We start from the raw sequence: 15,892 nt of genomic DNA, 5'->3' as shown, positions 1-15,892 counted from the left end.
TCAGAACATTTGCATGTCAGCGATTACCAAGGCGCTTGCGCTTTTCTTTTTTTCGACAAAACTTCTTTTTAGTCTACAGAAGTTGTCAAAGGAATATGAAGGGGAAGAACGAAATATTTACTGTAGAAAGAAACCATTTGAATAAAATATTAAATTAGGATGTGTTTTTTCATGGATTTATTTAACGGGTTAGTTGGGGAACAAATGAAAACAATGGATAAACTATTATATTTACAAGGAGAATTAGAAAGATGTGAAGGAATAGAACTGGAACTTCAGCTGTTGCAAAAGGAAACAGAATTAAAAGAGATTCAGATGGATATTCAGAAAATGAAGGAAGAATTACAGGATATTCATCAAATATTCGAACTGCAGACAGAGGAAGTAATTAAGGTGTATCAGGAGAAAGACATGAAAGTATCCACTGGCGGTCAGGTGTTTTGAAATAGCTGACTGCAAATAAATGGACCAATTATCCGTGAATTCTACTTATTATCGGTAGGTTAACTTGTAGAAAAAAGAAATTTTTCTTGCTGAAATTTATATTTTCATGTTTTTTCTAGACCATTGTATAAATTCAATGGTTCTTTTGTTTTAAATTTTCCTTTTAACCGTTATAATATAAATAGAAAAAAGAGGAATTGATCTTTGTTGCCTTTGTCGGGAAAATAATGTTTTTGTGTAGCAGGTTGCAAAGCGCGTCCGCTAATGAAAGTAGGGGAGAAAAATGGTCGTACCTATCGAGGGTGAACCAATACAAATTCATAGCTACAAACATAATGGGCACATCCATCGAATCTGGGACGAAACAACGATACTTAAAGGGACGCAAAACCTAATAATTGGTGGTAATGATCGAACTATTGTTACAGAATCTGATGGAAGAACATGGGTAACTCGTGAACCAGCAATTTGTTATTTTCATTCACAGCATTGGTTTAACGTTATCGGTATGCTTAGAGAAGACGGGATTCATTATTACTGTAACCTCAGTTCACCTTTTATTTATGACGGTGAAGCAGTAAAATATATTGATTATGATTTGGATATTAAGATTTTTCCAGATATGACTTTTAATTTGTTAGATGAGGATGAATACGAACGCCACCGGATTGAAATGAAATATCCAGAAGCCATTGATAGCATATTAAAATCACATGTCAATCAACTGATTCATTGGATTCGCCAACGAAAGGGTCCCTTTGCACCAGATTTTATTGATTTATGGTATGAAAGATATTTAACGTACAGAAGTTGATACGAATTGCAAAAAAAGCTTGTTGATTAACTGGACAGGCTTTTTTATTTTGCTTAAGTAGGTAATAATGATAAAGTGAAACTTTCGTCATCCTTCCCCTTTACATAGCTGGAAGCTTTGAGTTATGTAAGAAACAAATTTGCACAGAGGCACATGAAAAAAAGCAGGTTTTTACGTTTATATGCAAGGAGCAGTTAGAATACACGAAGACTCCTATGGGATTAGCGAGATAGGCGAAGAACCCGCAGGAGCATGCTCCGAGGAGGATCGCGCTCGCCGCCCGCCCCATGGAAAGCGAAGTGTATTCCACCTGCGAAACCACTTTTAAAGGTGGCCTATTTTTTAGAAATGAGGAAATACATGTGGATAGTATAAAGAGATATTTGCAGTTTGTGAAACCATACAAAAGGCAAATAATTGGAACTATTTTTATTGGAATCATAAAATTTGCCATTCCCCTTTTAATTCCTCTGTTATTAAAATATGTTATCGACGATATTATTAATAATAACGGAATTAGCAGCGATGAAAAAATCCATCATTTACTTTTTACAATGGGAATTATGATTGTTGTCTTTGTTGTCGTAAGACCACCGATTGAATATTATCGTCAATATTTTGCACAATGGACTTCTAATAAGATACTATTTGATATTCGTGATCAGTTATTTGCTCATCTGCAAAAACTAAGTCTTAAGTATTATGCCAATACAAGGGCAGGAGAAGTTATTTCTCGTGTTATTAATGATGTGGAGCAAACAAAAAACTTTATTTTAACAGGCTTAATGAATTTATGGTTGGATGGTGTGACCATTTTAATTGCTATCGCGATTATGTTTACAATGAATATAAAGTTAACGATAATTTCCATTATTTTGCTCCCTTTTTATGCTCTTTCCGTGAAGTACTTTTTTGGGAATTTACGGACTTTAACAAGAGAAAGATCACAGGCTTTGGCAGGTGTGCAAAGCTTTTTGCATGAAAGAGTACAAGGAATAGCAGTCATAAAAAGTTTTGCAAGAGAAAATCACGAACAGCAATTATTTAAAAAATTTAATAATCGATTTTTAGCAAAAGCAGTTGATCATACAAAATGGAATGCAAAGGCATTTGCCGTAGTGAACACAATAACCGACATTTCTCCATTAATTGTTATTGCCTACTCTGGGTATCAGGTGGTTAACGGGGATTTATCTTTAGGCGAAATGATTGCTTTTTTTGCTTATATTGAGCGGCTATACAATCCATTAAGAAGGATGGTCAATTCCTCTACCACGATAACTCAATCGATTGCTTCTATGGACCGTGTATTTGAATTAATTGACGAAAAATATGATATTCAAGATAAAAATAATGCCGTTGATTGTGTAAATGTAAGAGGAGAAATAGAATTCAAAAAGGTTGATTTTGCCTATTATTCGGATGAAGCACTTATTTTGAAAGATATATCGTTAAAAATTAACGAAGGGGAAACGATCGCTTTTGTAGGAATGAGCGGGGGCGGAAAATCATCGTTAATCAGCTTGATTCCGAGATTTTATGATGTAGTAAATGGCAGCATTGAATTGGATCGCCAAGATGTTCGTTCCTTTAAAGTTCGTTCATTGCGAGATAATATAGGTATGGTGCTGCAAGAGAATCTTTTATTTAGTGACAGCATTAAAGAAAATATTATGATTGGCAATCCGAGCGCAACAGATGAACAAGTAATGGCTGCGGCAAAAGCAGCAAATGCGCATGATTTTATAATGGAATTACCAGAAGGTTATGATACAAAAGTTGGAGAGAGGGGCGTGAAGTTAAGTGGTGGTCAAAAGCAAAGAGTGGCTATCGCTCGTGTATTCTTAAAAAATCCGCCGATTCTCATATTAGATGAAGCAACGTCTGCGTTAGATTTGGAAAGCGAGCAATTGATCCAAGAGGCAATAGAAATACTTGCAAAAGACCGAACTACTTTAATAGTTGCCCATCGCTTATCAACCATAACGCATGCTGATCGCATTGTGTTAATGGAAAATGGAAGAATCATGGAAGATGGAAGCCATGAGGAATTAATGAAAAAGCAAGGTCAATATTATAATTTATTTCAGATACAGCAGTTAGATAACTAATAAAAAGATGATTGTTAGGCGCTTTATACTTTATTTAACCATTAGGATGGTGAATAAAGTATAGCGTTTTAATGATCATCTTTTTATTTAGCTGGAATAAAGATTTTGTGAAATATAAAATGAGATTTTTGTGAAAAAACAAAAAGATATAGTAATAAAATAAAAAAATCTTATTATTACTATAATAATGGTAAAAAAGTCCTTAAAAGAATATTTCGAAAAAATTTTCGGAATATATTATAAAAATATTTAGAAAATTATAGACTAATAAAAATTTTTCTAATAAAATATATTTTATAAATAAGAATAAAATTGAAATATTGCTTATTTTAGGAAGGAGTACCATATTGAAGCAAGCTCCCGTTTTGGAAGTAAAAGATTTAAAAACATCATTCTTTTCATCTGATGGAGGAGAAGTAGCGGCAGTTAATAACGTGAGCTTTTCTGTAAAAAGAGGAGAAGTATTAGGAATTGTAGGCGAGTCTGGCTGTGGGAAAAGTGTTACATCCCTTAGTATTATGCAGCTAGTTCCTCAACCTTCCGGAAAAATTGTTAGAGGAGAAATTAGGCTGGATGGAAAAGATTTAGCTAATGCATCAGAAAATGAGATGAGAAAAATCCGCGGAAATGAACTAGCGATGATTTTTCAGGAACCGATGACTTCCTTGAATCCTTTATTTACGATAGGAAGCCAATTGCAAGAAGCCATAACATTACATAATAAAATTGGAAAAAAACAAGCATTTCGAAAAGGGGTAGAAATGCTTCAATTAGTAGGTTTGCCTCGAGCGGAACAACTAATGAAAGAATACCCTCACCAATTATCAGGTGGGATGAGACAAAGGGTAATGATTGCGATGGCATTGTCCTGTCAGCCGAAACTTTTAATAGCGGACGAACCGACAACTGCATTGGATGTAACGATACAAGCGCAAATTCTTTCTTTAATGAAAGACCTAAATGAACAATTGGGTACTGCTATTATCATGATTACCCATGATTTAGGTGTAGTGGCAGAAATTTGTCAAAGAGTTATTGTTATGTACGCTGGAAAAGTGGTGGAAGAGGCACCAGTTAGAGAAATTTACAAAAATCCTAAACATCCTTATACAATCGGACTGCTGCGTTCTGTACCGGATATTCGAAATAAACAGGATAAGCTTTATTCTATCCCAGGCAATGTGCCGAAGCCTGGTTCGATAAAGATAGGCTGTGCTTTTGCTGATCGATGTGAGTTTGTGCATGAACGCTGTAGATCGAATAATCCATCCTTGTATAATGCGGATACCCAACAGCATACGGTTAGATGCTTCTTGCATGAGCCTGGAGGTGTACGATGACAGAGGTATTATTAGAGGTAAAGGAATTAAAGAAATCTTTTCCAATCAATGGTGGTCTTTTAGGAAAACAAATAGGAGAAGTAAAAGCAGTAGATAGTGTAACATTTTCTGTTGGAAAGGGAGAAACACTCGGATTAGTGGGAGAATCAGGCTGTGGTAAATCTACTACAGGTCGCATGCTTATGCGATTAATTCAGCCAACTGCTGGACAAGTATTATTTGAAGGAAATGATATTACGAAATTAAGTGAAAAAGAGATTCGTAAGGCACGCAAAGAGATGCAAATGGTTTTTCAGGATCCGTTCGCCTCTTTAAATCCGCGGCAGACAGTAGAGCGGATTTTAGAAGAGCCATTAATTGTTCATGGGATGGGCAATAAAGAGGAGCGAAAGCAAAAAGTGAAAGCAATGCTAGAAGTAGTAGGATTAAGCAGCTTTCATGCAAAACGTTATCCTCATCAATTCAGTGGTGGTCAAAGACAGCGTATCGGGATTGCAAGAGCTCTTATGACAAACCCGAAATTAATTATTGCAGATGAACCAGTATCTGCATTAGATGTTTCGATTCAATCACAAGTATTAAATTTAATGAAAGATTTACAAAAAGAATTTCAGTTAACGTATTTGTTTATCGCACATGATTTAGGTGTTGTCAAACATATTAGCGACAGAATAGGTGTTATGTATTTAGGGAGATTAGTAGAGTTGACAACATCTGATCAATTATATAATAAACCACTGCATCCATATACTCAGGCATTATTGTCTTCTATTCCTATCCCAGATCCAGATATAAAGCAAGAAAGGATCTTGCTTAAAGGAGATTTGCCGAGTCCTTCTAACCCTCCTTTAGGGTGTGCTTTTCATACAAGATGTACAAGTTGTATGGAAATATGTAAAACAACAAGACCAGAGATGGTCGAATTAGAACCAGGTCACTTTGCAGCATGTCATCTCTATCCTTCTGTCCAGAAATGATGGAAACTGCTGCATGAATGATAAATAAACAAGAAGATAATGGGGGAACAGTATGAAAAAGAAAAGCAGCATCGTAATTCTTGCGTTTGTATTAATGCTTTCATTGGCACTCGCAGGATGCAGTAGCAAATCAAATTCTACTAAAAAAAATGAAAAACAATCGACATTAGTTTTTGGACGAAGTGGAGACTCAGTATCATTGGATCCAGCTATTGTTACAGATGGTGAATCTTTTAGTGTGACAAAGAATATTTTTGAAACCTTGCTGGAATTTGGCGAGCAAGATACTGAAGTGAAAGAAGGGCTTGCAACTGAGTGGAGCAACACAGATGATGGTTTAACCTATACCTTAAAGCTTCGTGAAGGGGTTAAATTCTCTGATGGTACGGACTTTAATGCAGAAGCAGTTGTTTACAACTTTAAACGTTGGTCAGCTGGAGATAAAGAACAATTCTATTATTACAATTCACAATTTGGTGATGTTATTAAAGAAGTGAAAGCTTCAGATGAACATACAGTAGTATTTACGTTAAAACGCCCATTAGCACCGTTTTATAAAAACTTGGCAATGTCTCCATTTGCAATCGCTTCACCAGCTGCATTGGAAAAATACGGAGATAAATTCGGTGAAAATCCTGTTGGAACAGGTCCATTTGTCTTCAAAGAATGGAAGAAGAATGATCGTATTACAGTAGAAAAAAACAAAAACTATTGGGATTCTGCTTTGCCAAAATTAGATTCTGTTATTTTCCGAGCTATTCCAGATAACTCAGCAAGGTTAAACGCGTTAAATTCCGGAGAAGTGGATTTAATTACAGATGTTAACTTTAATGATGTAAAAACAATTGAATCTAATAAAGATTTACAAGTGTTTTATCGCCCGTCTTTAAATGTAGGATATTTAGGGTTAACAGCAACACGTGGACCATTAAAAGAAAAATTAGTTCGCCAAGCATTAAACTATGCAGTAGATAAAAATGCTCTTATTGATGCATTTTATGCAGGAGCAGCAGATCCTGCGAAAAATCCAATGCCTCCAGTAGTTGCAGGCTATAATGATGAAGTGGAAGACTATGAATATAATCCAGAAAAAGCAAAAGAACTTCTAAAAGAAGCTGGATATGAAGATGGGTTCTCTATGGAATTATGGGCTATGCCAGTACCGAGACCATATATGCCAGATGGACAAAAAGTGGCTGAAGCAATTCAAAAGAATTTTGCCGATATTGGGGTAAAAGCAAAAATTGTTTCTTATGAGTGGGGAACATATTTAGAAAAAGCTCGTCTAGGAGAAGCTGACTCTTTCCTTTTAGGGTGGACAGGTGATAATGGCGATGCAGATAACTTCTTATATGTACTGCTAGATAAAGATAGCATTGGATCAAATAATTACTCTTATTACGAAAATTCTAAAGTTCATGATTTGTTGGTGGAAGCTCAATCTACAGCAGATCAAGCAAAACGAGAAGAACTTTATAAACAAGCTCAAGTAATTATAAAAGATGATGCACCATGGATTCCGCTCGTACATTCTAAACCAGCGTTAGCAGGTAAAGCGAACCTTAAAGGCTTCTTGCCGCATCCAACAGGTTCAGATGTTTTATCTACGGTTGAATTTGAATAAGTAGCTAATAGAAAAGGGAGCTCTTACAAAGACTCCTTTTTCTATTAAAAGATAAGCATAAGTTTTCTAAAGTTTGACGGCTGTCTAGCTCCGGTGAGTATTGCCTCCAGCTTCTAAAAGGAAAAAACACTTTTTGAGGCTGGAGAATATTTTTCTTAGGGGCGAAACAAGGCGCCCTCCGCTTTTCTTATTGATTCATGATTTGTAATGTTATACATAGTTTGAACAGAGGTGAATAGATGTTTTCTTACACAATTAGAAGATTATTGTCATTAGTTCCTGTGTTATTCGGTTTATCCTTAATTGTATTTTTTATGATTAGAGCAATACCTGGTAATCCGGCACAGTTGATCTTAGGTCAGCTGGCGACAAAGGATGCTATTGCAGATTTAACAAGACAACTGGGGCTTGATCAGCCATGGTATACCCAGTACATAAAATACTTAGGTGGATTATTTACAGGTGATTTAGGGATGTCCATTAAAACAAAAGCACCAATAAGTACAGAAATTTGGCCATATTTGGCAGCTACTTTAGAATTGTCCTTGTGTGCAATGATTATTGCGATTGTGATTGGTGTAAATGCAGGAATTATTAGTGCATGGTTTCAAAACTCATGGTTTGATTATGTAGCAATGGTATTTGCCTTATTAGGAGTTTCGATTCCTATCTTTTGGTTAGGGTTAATGGAACAGTGGATTTTCTCCGTAAACTTAGACTGGCTTCCTACTTCTGGAAGAGAAGAGGTGCGGAATCCGATTTCAGCAATAACGAATTTGTATATTATAGATACGATATTGCAAGGAAGGATGGATCAATTATGGGAAGTAGTGAAGCATCTTATTCTGCCTAGTCTTGCACTTGCAACTATCCCAATGGCGATTATTGCAAGAATTACAAGATCTTCTATGCAAGAAGTAATGAAGTCGGATTTTATACGCACTGCAAGAGCAAAAGGAGTAAGAATGTTTTGGGTTGTATATAAACATTCCTTGAAAAATGCAACGATCCCTGTTTTGACAGTTATTGGTTTACAAACCGGCTTATTGTTAGGGGGAGCTATTTTAACAGAGACTATTTTTAGTTGGCCAGGAATAGGTAGATATATATATGAAGCAATTAGCAATCGGGATTATCCTGTGATTCAGTCAGGAATATTAATTGTTGCAGTTATCTTTGTATTAATTAATTTAGTGGTTGATTTATTATATGCAGCAATTGATCCAAGAATAAAATACAGATAAAGGGGGGATAAATGTGGAATTATCGACGGAAAAAAATACCTCATTAACTAGCCAAGATGAGAAAGTGATCTCTCCTTGGATGGAAGCATGGAAAACCTTTAAAAGAAATAAACTAGCAGTTGTTGGGACAGGCATTGTATTGTTCTTTGTTTTGTTAGCTGTGTTTGCCCCGCTTATTGCTTCAGAAGGAATAAATGAACAGAAATTGCAAGAGCGTTTGCTGTCTCCTTCTGCGGAACATTGGTTTGGGACAGATGATTTTGGGAGAGATATTTTATCAAGAATCATTTATGGGGCACGAATCTCCTTATGGATTGGTTTTTTCTCCGTTAGCGGTTCTATTATAGTTGGTTGTTTCTTAGGGATAGTTGCTGGTTATTATGGGAAATGGATTGATAGTATTATTTCAAGAATGTTTGATATTATGTTGGCTTTTCCAAGTATTTTATTAGCGATTGCCATTGTTTCTGTACTTGGTCCGTCTTTAAAAAATGCACTTATTGCGATTGCTATTATTAATATTCCTGCATTTGGAAGGTTGATCAGAGCTAGGGTGTTAAGTGTAAAAGAAGAAGAGTATATTATGGCGGCAAAAGCAATTGGCATGAGTGATAAACGTATTTTGTTTGTTCATGTACTTCCAAATAGTATTGCACCGATTATTGTTCAAGGAACTCTTGCTATTGCCACTGCTATTATTGAAGCGGCTGCTTTAGGTTTTTTGGGTCTTGGTGCAGAGGCTCCGAATCCAGAATGGGGTAAGATGCTGTCAGATGCTAAAACGTTTTTAGTGCAGGCTCCATGGACGATGATTTTTCCAGGTCTTGCTATTATGTTAACGGTGCTAGGGTTTAATCTGATGGGAGATGGATTGCGTGATGCAATTGATCCGAAAATGAAAAATTAAAGAAGAGGTGATTCAAATAATCGTTTAGCGGTTTTGGATCACTTTTTTTGGTTTGGCTACCCTGAAAAAAGTGTTGGCTCTCTCAATGAGTCCGCAGCCGGAATACACTTCGCTTTCCATGGGGCGTGCGCCGAGCCTCCTCGCTATATGCTACGGGGTCTCGTCTGTCCCGCTAATCCCATAGGAGTCTTCGTGTATTCCGGCTGCTCCCTGCTTCAACAATTAAAAACTTAGGGATACTGCTTCTTATCATGCGCCATGGTTTGAATTTTTATTAGCATGGATGGTCTACATTGAAAAAGCGCTGGCTCTCTCAAATAGTCCGCAGTCAGAATACACTTCGCTTTCCTGCGGGCGAGCGTCGAACCTCTTCGCTATGCTGTGGGTCTCGTCTTTCTCGCATTCCCGAGGGAGTCTGCGTGTATTCTGACTGCTCCCTGCTTCAACTAATAAAAACTTAGGGATACTGCTTCTTTTCATGCGCTATGGTGCAAATTTTTATTAGCATGGATGGTCTACCCTGAAAAAAGGTGTTGGCTCTCTCAATGAGTCCGCAGTCGGAATACACTTCGCTTCCATGGGGCGTGCGCCGAGCCTCCTCGCTATGCTGCGGGGTCTCGTCTGTCCCGCTAATCCCATAGGAGTCTTCGTGTATTCCGGCTGCTCACTGCTTCGGTATATCAACGAACTTAATCAAAAAACTGCCTATTTTCAACCTGCATGGTGTAAATTTGGTTGCAATGGTGTCACCTTGAAAAGAGGTGTTGGCTCTTTCAATAAGTCCGAAGTCAGAATACACTTCGCTTTCCTGTGAGCCTGTCTGTGTTATAAATTTTTCGTATTAATGATTGTTTTAATGTCGGTCTCGTCGTTTAACAGTGTTATTATTTTTTTTAAAAATGAAACTTCTGAATTATCAAAACGTACTTATATTTAGGGATATAATATATGGATAGACAATAAAAAATAAAGGAGTAAAGGGATGCTAAAGCTAGTTAATATTGAAAAATCGTATTTTATTGACAATGAGCCAATTCCGGTTTTAAAGGGCATTAATTTGGAGTTTCAAAAAGGGGAGCTTGTTTCGCTAGTAGGTGAATCAGGATGTGGTAAATCTACGTTATTAAATATTATTACGGGGCTTGATGTGTTAACAGGTGGAGAAATATACTTTTATGATCAAAAAATCACAAAGTTTAACCAAAATGAATGGGCTCAATATCGAAAAAATAATATTGGGTACATATTTCAAAGCTTTAATCTTGTTCCTCATTTATCAGTGCAAGAAAATGTAGAACTTGTAATGACGTTGGACGGTCAGTCGAAACAACAGCGGCAGGAGCGAGCAAAGGAACTTCTTGAGATGGTTGGGTTGGGGGATAAGCTGAAATATGAACCGAACCGATTAAGCGGCGGGCAAAAACAGCGTGTGGCAATTGCAAGAGCGTTAGCGAATGATCCAGATATTATTGTAGCGGACGAGCCGACCGGTGCGCTTGATTCGAAAACCGCCATTCAAATTATGGAGATACTTAAAGGGTTGTCGGAACAAGGCAAATTAATTATTTTGGTTACTCATTCTTTGGAACTGGCTGAATGGGGAAATCGAATTATTCGTTTAAAAGATGGCGAGGTTCTTTCAAATGAAGAAAAGCAACGTATTGCAAAGCAGGAAAATATAAAAGAGGCAAAAAAAGGAGGAAGGCTTAGTTTTCTTTCCAGTGTAAAGCTTGCGGGACAGAACTTAAAACAGAAAAAATGGCGAACGCTCTTAACCGCACTTGGGGCATCTATTGGAATTGGCGGTATTGCTTTAATGGTGGGATTAGGTATTGGCGCACAAGAAAAAGTGAATAGTGAATTGGAAAAGCTAACAGACCAGAGAAGTGTAACGATACAAACAGATGAAAAAAATCCAAAGGTCATCTCAGATGAAAAAATTCAACATTTAAGGGATGATTCAAATATAGAAGCAGTTACAGGAATTTATGCTTTTTATGGTAGTGTAAACAATACAGATCCGAATAATGCACCAGTCAGCCTTATTCTCTCTGGATTAAACCCGTCTAAACAAAAAGGAGATTTTGAAAAAAATAATATTGTGGAAGGAAAATATCCAAAAGATGGAGAAAAGGGCATTTTTATTACAGAAAAGGATGTAGACAGCTTATTTGGAAAAAATGCCTCTTATAAAGAGGTGATTGGCAAAAAAATCAATATGACTGTTTCTTCTCAATTGGACGGTGTACAGCGTATATTTAAAACAGTTGATGTGGAAATGCCAGTTCTGGGAGTAGTGAAGAACGGATCATTCGGTCTTTCTCTTTGTTACATTCCGTATGAGTTTGCAGAAAAAATATATAAAGAGTCAACAGGTGAAAAAGGAATGCTGCAAGCAAATATAGTGGCTAAAAATACACAAGTGGTGGATAAAGTAAAAAAAGCTGCAGAGAAGGAAGGGTTATTTGCAAAAACGAGCAGTGAACAGTTGGATCAAGTCAATTCGTATTTTGTGATGATTCAAGCAGCTCTAGGCGCATTTGCAGGAATCTCGCTTATTGTTTCTGCCATTATGATTGCCATTGTTATGTATGTTAGTGTATTAGAAAGAACAAGAGAAATTGGAACGATGAAAGCTTTAGGAGCACGGGGCAAAGATATTAGAAGGATTTTTCTATCAGAAGCAGCAGTCATTGGAGTTTTAGGAGGATTATTCGGTGTGATTGGCGGATACTTACTTGGCCTAGCAGGAAATGAGATTTTAAAAGCTATTTTAAAAGAAAATGCATTTACTGCATTTGTTGTACCAGGATACTTAGCAGCATTTTGTATTATTTTCAGTACATGCATAAGTATGGTAGCTGGATTTATTCCCGCAAGAAGAGCAGCTAAATTAAATGCTGTTGACGCATTAAGGTATGAATAACAAAAAGGAAAGCAGATGTAAATCTTGTTCTCTTTAAAAAAAGAAGGAAGCTAAAGGGCTCGTAACATCCTTTGCTTCCTTCTTTTTATTCCACGCTTTTGATTATTCTTCTATTTTTACTTCTACTTCGTGTTTATGATGAATTTGTATGGTAGTAATTAGTGTATCTAGATGATCTACGTTTTCATCGTATTCAATCAATGCCGAGATAATTTGCATGGCATGGTATTGAAGGTTTTCGTCTTCAAACTGTTTCTTGTTATAATGATCGAGCAATAGTGTAAAGAGCTCCTTCCGATTAACAGAAATATCTCCTTCTTCAAATGTCACGGTTGGTTTTACTTTTCCGATAAATTTTAACATAACATGTTCATGATGATGAATTAAGCAATCTAGTTGCTGCTGAATAATATTTTGAAAATCATCAGGTAATGCCACTATATCATTTTCAAATCGATGAAGTTTTTTTAATGTATAAAACGATCGCTTTAATGTAGTGATCATTTGTCTGTAAATAACAAGCTTTCTTGCTTTTAATAAGGTTGTTCTTTTAAAATAATTTCGTTCCTCTTTATACATAAGATAAAGCTGATCTACCTTTATAATGCGGTCTTGTAATCTTTCAATATCATTCTTCAATAGATGGTGTTCGGATGCATGTCGAATTGTTAGCCGTATCCATTTAGTAATTTCTGTACTTATATCCGAAATACTATTGTATAGCTTGTTTTCATATTTAGGCGGTAAGAATACAAGGTTGACAAGAAAAGATGAACCTATTCCCAGGATTATCGTCGAAAACCGGATGATGGCAAAAGATATAAAGTTATCGGTTGGAGTCTCCATAATAGCAATTAAAGTAACCATTGAAAGAATGATGGTTTTCTCTAATTTAAGCTTTAAATTAATGGTAATGACGATTATGGCTGCTAAACCGATAATAAAAACGTTATTTCCGAAGCTTAGAACAAATATCACGGCAATAATAGCTCCAATAATGTTCCCTTGTATTTGCTCAACAATTGATAAATAAGATCGGTAAATGGTTGGTTGTATCGCAAAGATTGCGGAAATTCCCGCAAATACAGGAGAAGGAGCATGCAATAATTGTGCTAGTAATAAGGCTAATACAATGGCGATTCCTGTTTTAAGAACACGCGCCCCTAAAGTCATATATATATTATTCCCTTCTATTACAGTTTTAATAATATTTTCATATACCCTTACTTTAAACGAAAAATGTCAAAACTAAACAATCAATAATGTACTATACAGTGATTAGTTGCTAACTTCAATAGGCAATTAAAGAATTTCTCTCTCTTTTAAAAAAGTTCATATTCAGTTCATAAATAGGTTTTATGATAAGTGCGTGTCCTTTTTACCAGACTTCTTTGAACAACTTCTATAAAAATTTATTGAAATGGTTCATTTCGTATGTTTGTTGTGTTATAAGTCGCAGTCTTTTCTTGTTATAAAAGGGTGTTTGTATATAATTGTAAGTATTAAATTTATTATTCGTTTTTATTAAACTTAATTTTAATCTTTTGTGCAATAAAAGTTAATTAGATGAGGAAGCAGTTTTTTAACCGTCGTTATTAAATTTGAAAGGATGTTCCATTTATGGCAAAAGTCTTGATTGTTGATGATGATCCATATATTCGTGAATTGATAAACATGCTTCTTTCTAAAGAAGGATTATCGATAGTGGAAGCTTCTGATGGTCTTTCCGCCTTGGAATTCTTAAAGAGGGAGAAAGTAGATTTGATTGTGATGGACATTATGATGCCTAATATGAATGGCTGGGAGCTTTGTCGTGAAGTAAGAACCTATTATTCTCCTGCTCTTCCCATTTTAATGTTGACCGCTAAAGGAGAAACAGCTCAAAAGGTAAAAGGATTTCAACTGGGATCGGATGATTATTTGGTTAAACCCTTTGAACCTGCCGAACTGATTGCTAGAGTAAAAGCACTGCTCAAGCGTTATCAAATACTTGTATCGAATAAAGTTAAGATGAAGAATTTAGTGTTAGATCGTTCTACTTTCCAAATATTTGATGGCAAGAAGGAAATTACACTCCCTCTTAAGCTGTTTGAATTATTATTTAAGTTTATTGCCCATCCAGGAAAAACATTTACGAGAGAACAGTTGATTGAAGATATTTGGGGATATGACTATGAAGGCGACGAGCGTACCGTTGATGTGCATATTAAAAGACTGCGCGAGCGTTTTCCAGAAGATGAATATCCATTTAAGATTACGACAATCCGAGGGTTGGGCTATCGATTAGAGGGGATAGCATGAGGGATATACTGAAACATATAGCAGGGGTTGTTCTGGTAGGAGCCTTATTATTTTTATGCTGGACAGCAGCTTTTCATTTAACAGCTTGGTTTTATGGGAACCTAGAGGAATCATTAAGTGTTTATTCTAAACAAATTATAAACTCATTTTTAGGCTTTTTTCTCTTTGGATGTATGATGGCTATTGTCGCATATATTGGAAAAAGAAATGGAGGTAGAGACAAATTTTTTTTCCCTCTTATTGAAGCAATGGAGACTATGGCACAGGGGAAATTTAATATTGATCTTTCTACACATAGAGAGTTGGCACATGCGAAAAACCATATCCTTTATAAAGTGGTGACTAGCATTGAGCATACGGCAGAAAAACTTGGGGAGATGGAACAGCTTAGACAAGAATTTATTTCAAACGTTTCCCATGAATTTCAAACACCTTTAACATCTATTAGAGGTTTTGCAAGTGCTTTACAAAATAAGGAGATTTCTAATGGGGATAGAATTCACTATTTGCAAATTATCGAAACCGAAAGTATGAGGCTATCCAAGCTAAGTGAAAATTTATTAAAACTAACATCTTTAGAATCGGAAAATCATCCTTTTGAAGTGCATGAATATCGATTGGATCAGCAATTGCGGAGGGTTGTTCTAACCTGTGAACCATTATGGACAGATAAAAATTTGGAGATGGAGATTTCTTTGGAACAGACGATGGTACAGGCAGATGAAGAACTGCTGGATCAAGTTTGGGTTAATATTATTCATAATAGTATTAAATTTACTCCAAAGGGTGGAAAAATCACTATTGTATTAGAAAAAAGTCTAGCGGGTGACATTTCCGTTATTGTTAAAGATACAGGCATTGGAATACCAGAAGATGTTCAAATCCATATATTTGAACGGTTTTATAAAGCAGATTCATCCAGAAGCCGTATGAATACTGGCAATGGGTTAGGACTTTCGATTGTGAAAAAAATTATTGATATTCATCATGGCGATATTAAATTAGCAAGCAATCCGAATGAAGGCACTTCCATGGCTATTTTATTGCCGGAAAAACAAATAAGTTAAACAGGGGAGAGATAGAAGTTCACAATAATAATTCATTTAAGTGCGTGTTCGAAAAGGAACCTCTTTAAGATGGAAGAGGCAGTTTAGAAAAAATAATAGGTAATAGAAAGAAGCTAACTCTAGAGTGACTGGAGTTA

General features: G+C 35.9%; 12 protein-coding genes. 11 read left to right on the top strand and 1 reads right to left on the bottom strand.

Features of this window, described 5'->3' with window-relative positions; genetic code table 11:
• Positions 1-171 precede the first annotated feature (171 nt).
• The 9 genes from AC5LWL_RS20140 (at position 172) to AC5LWL_RS20100 (ending at position 12,387) form a co-directional block, all read left to right on the top strand.
• On the top strand, positions 172-444 hold the full coding sequence (locus AC5LWL_RS20140) for a YgaB family protein (protein ID WP_493435967.1): 273 nt from the start codon (positions 172-174) through the stop codon (positions 442-444).
• Between the two features lie 283 nt (positions 445-727).
• Positions 728-1,258 (top strand): nucleoside tri-diphosphate phosphatase, encoded by a 531-nt coding sequence (gene ntdP / locus AC5LWL_RS20135; protein ID WP_493435966.1) that lies wholly within the window; start codon positions 728-730, stop codon positions 1,256-1,258.
• A gap of 362 nt (positions 1,259-1,620) precedes the next feature.
• Positions 1,621-3,369 (top strand): ABC transporter ATP-binding protein, encoded by a 1,749-nt coding sequence (locus tag AC5LWL_RS20130; protein WP_493435965.1) that lies wholly within the window; start codon positions 1,621-1,623, stop codon positions 3,367-3,369.
• A gap of 347 nt (positions 3,370-3,716) precedes the next feature.
• The gene (locus tag AC5LWL_RS20125; RefSeq protein ID WP_493435964.1) at positions 3,717-4,709 is read left to right on the top strand and encodes an ABC transporter ATP-binding protein; all 993 of its coding nucleotides are present in this window, start codon (positions 3,717-3,719) and stop codon (positions 4,707-4,709) included.
• Entirely contained in the window at positions 4,706-5,686 is a 981-nt protein-coding gene (locus tag AC5LWL_RS20120; protein WP_493435963.1) for an ABC transporter ATP-binding protein, read from the top strand. Before AC5LWL_RS20125 ends, AC5LWL_RS20120 begins: the two co-directional genes overlap by 4 nt.
• Positions 5,687-5,738: 52 nt before the next feature.
• Positions 5,739-7,310 (top strand): ABC transporter substrate-binding protein, encoded by a 1,572-nt coding sequence (locus AC5LWL_RS20115; RefSeq protein WP_493435962.1) that lies wholly within the window; start codon positions 5,739-5,741, stop codon positions 7,308-7,310.
• A 239-nt stretch (positions 7,311-7,549) separates the two neighbouring features.
• Positions 7,550-8,554, top strand: a complete 1,005-nt coding sequence (locus tag AC5LWL_RS20110; protein ID WP_493435961.1) for an ABC transporter permease — start codon at positions 7,550-7,552, stop codon at positions 8,552-8,554.
• 13 nt (positions 8,555-8,567) lie between these two features.
• The gene (locus AC5LWL_RS20105; protein ID WP_493435960.1) at positions 8,568-9,461 is read left to right on the top strand and encodes an ABC transporter permease; all 894 of its coding nucleotides are present in this window, start codon (positions 8,568-8,570) and stop codon (positions 9,459-9,461) included.
• A gap of 982 nt (positions 9,462-10,443) precedes the next feature.
• Positions 10,444-12,387 (top strand): ABC transporter ATP-binding protein/permease, encoded by a 1,944-nt coding sequence (locus AC5LWL_RS20100; protein ID WP_493435959.1) that lies wholly within the window; start codon positions 10,444-10,446, stop codon positions 12,385-12,387.
• 102 nt (positions 12,388-12,489) lie between these two features.
• Here the strand turns inward: AC5LWL_RS20100 and AC5LWL_RS20095 are convergent, their stop codons facing one another.
• Complete coding sequence (locus tag AC5LWL_RS20095) at positions 12,490-13,560, bottom strand: FUSC family protein (protein WP_493435958.1); 1,071 nt, start codon at positions 13,558-13,560, stop codon at positions 12,490-12,492.
• Between the two features lie 447 nt (positions 13,561-14,007).
• Between AC5LWL_RS20095 and AC5LWL_RS20090 the strand changes: the two genes are divergently transcribed.
• On the top strand, positions 14,008-14,688 hold the full coding sequence (locus tag AC5LWL_RS20090; protein WP_493435957.1) for a response regulator transcription factor: 681 nt from the start codon (positions 14,008-14,010) through the stop codon (positions 14,686-14,688).
• Positions 14,685-15,755, top strand: coding sequence for a sensor histidine kinase (locus tag AC5LWL_RS20085; protein WP_493435956.1), 1,071 nt, complete (start codon positions 14,685-14,687; stop codon positions 15,753-15,755). Before AC5LWL_RS20090 ends, AC5LWL_RS20085 begins: the two co-directional genes overlap by 4 nt.
• The last annotated feature ends 137 nt before the right edge of the window (positions 15,756-15,892 follow it).

The organism is Niallia sp. WK069_GA_01 (assembly GCF_983173855.1).
The sequence above is the reverse complement of the archived record's forward strand: the minus strand, read 5'-3'. Positions and strand labels throughout refer to the sequence as shown.

Excerpts from the sequence above, each read along its gene's own strand:
- AC5LWL_RS20140 (WP_493435967.1), top strand. The coding sequence starts at position 172 with ATGGATTTATTTAACGGGTTAGTTGGGGAACAAATGAAAACAATGGAT.
- ntdP (WP_493435966.1), top strand. The coding sequence starts at position 728 with ATGGTCGTACCTATCGAGGGTGAACCAATACAAATTCATAGCTACAAA.
- AC5LWL_RS20120 (WP_493435963.1), top strand. The coding sequence starts at position 4,706 with ATGACAGAGGTATTATTAGAGGTAAAGGAATTAAAGAAATCTTTTCCA.
- AC5LWL_RS20115 (WP_493435962.1), top strand. The coding sequence starts at position 5,739 with ATGAAAAAGAAAAGCAGCATCGTAATTCTTGCGTTTGTATTAATGCTT.
- AC5LWL_RS20110 (WP_493435961.1), top strand. The coding sequence starts at position 7,550 with ATGTTTTCTTACACAATTAGAAGATTATTGTCATTAGTTCCTGTGTTA.
- AC5LWL_RS20100 (WP_493435959.1), top strand. The coding sequence starts at position 10,444 with ATGCTAAAGCTAGTTAATATTGAAAAATCGTATTTTATTGACAATGAG.
- AC5LWL_RS20095 (WP_493435958.1), bottom strand. The coding sequence starts at position 13,560 with ATGACTTTAGGGGCGCGTGTTCTTAAAACAGGAATCGCCATTGTATTA.
- AC5LWL_RS20090 (WP_493435957.1), top strand. The coding sequence starts at position 14,008 with ATGGCAAAAGTCTTGATTGTTGATGATGATCCATATATTCGTGAATTG.
- AC5LWL_RS20085 (WP_493435956.1), top strand. The coding sequence starts at position 14,685 with ATGAGGGATATACTGAAACATATAGCAGGGGTTGTTCTGGTAGGAGCC.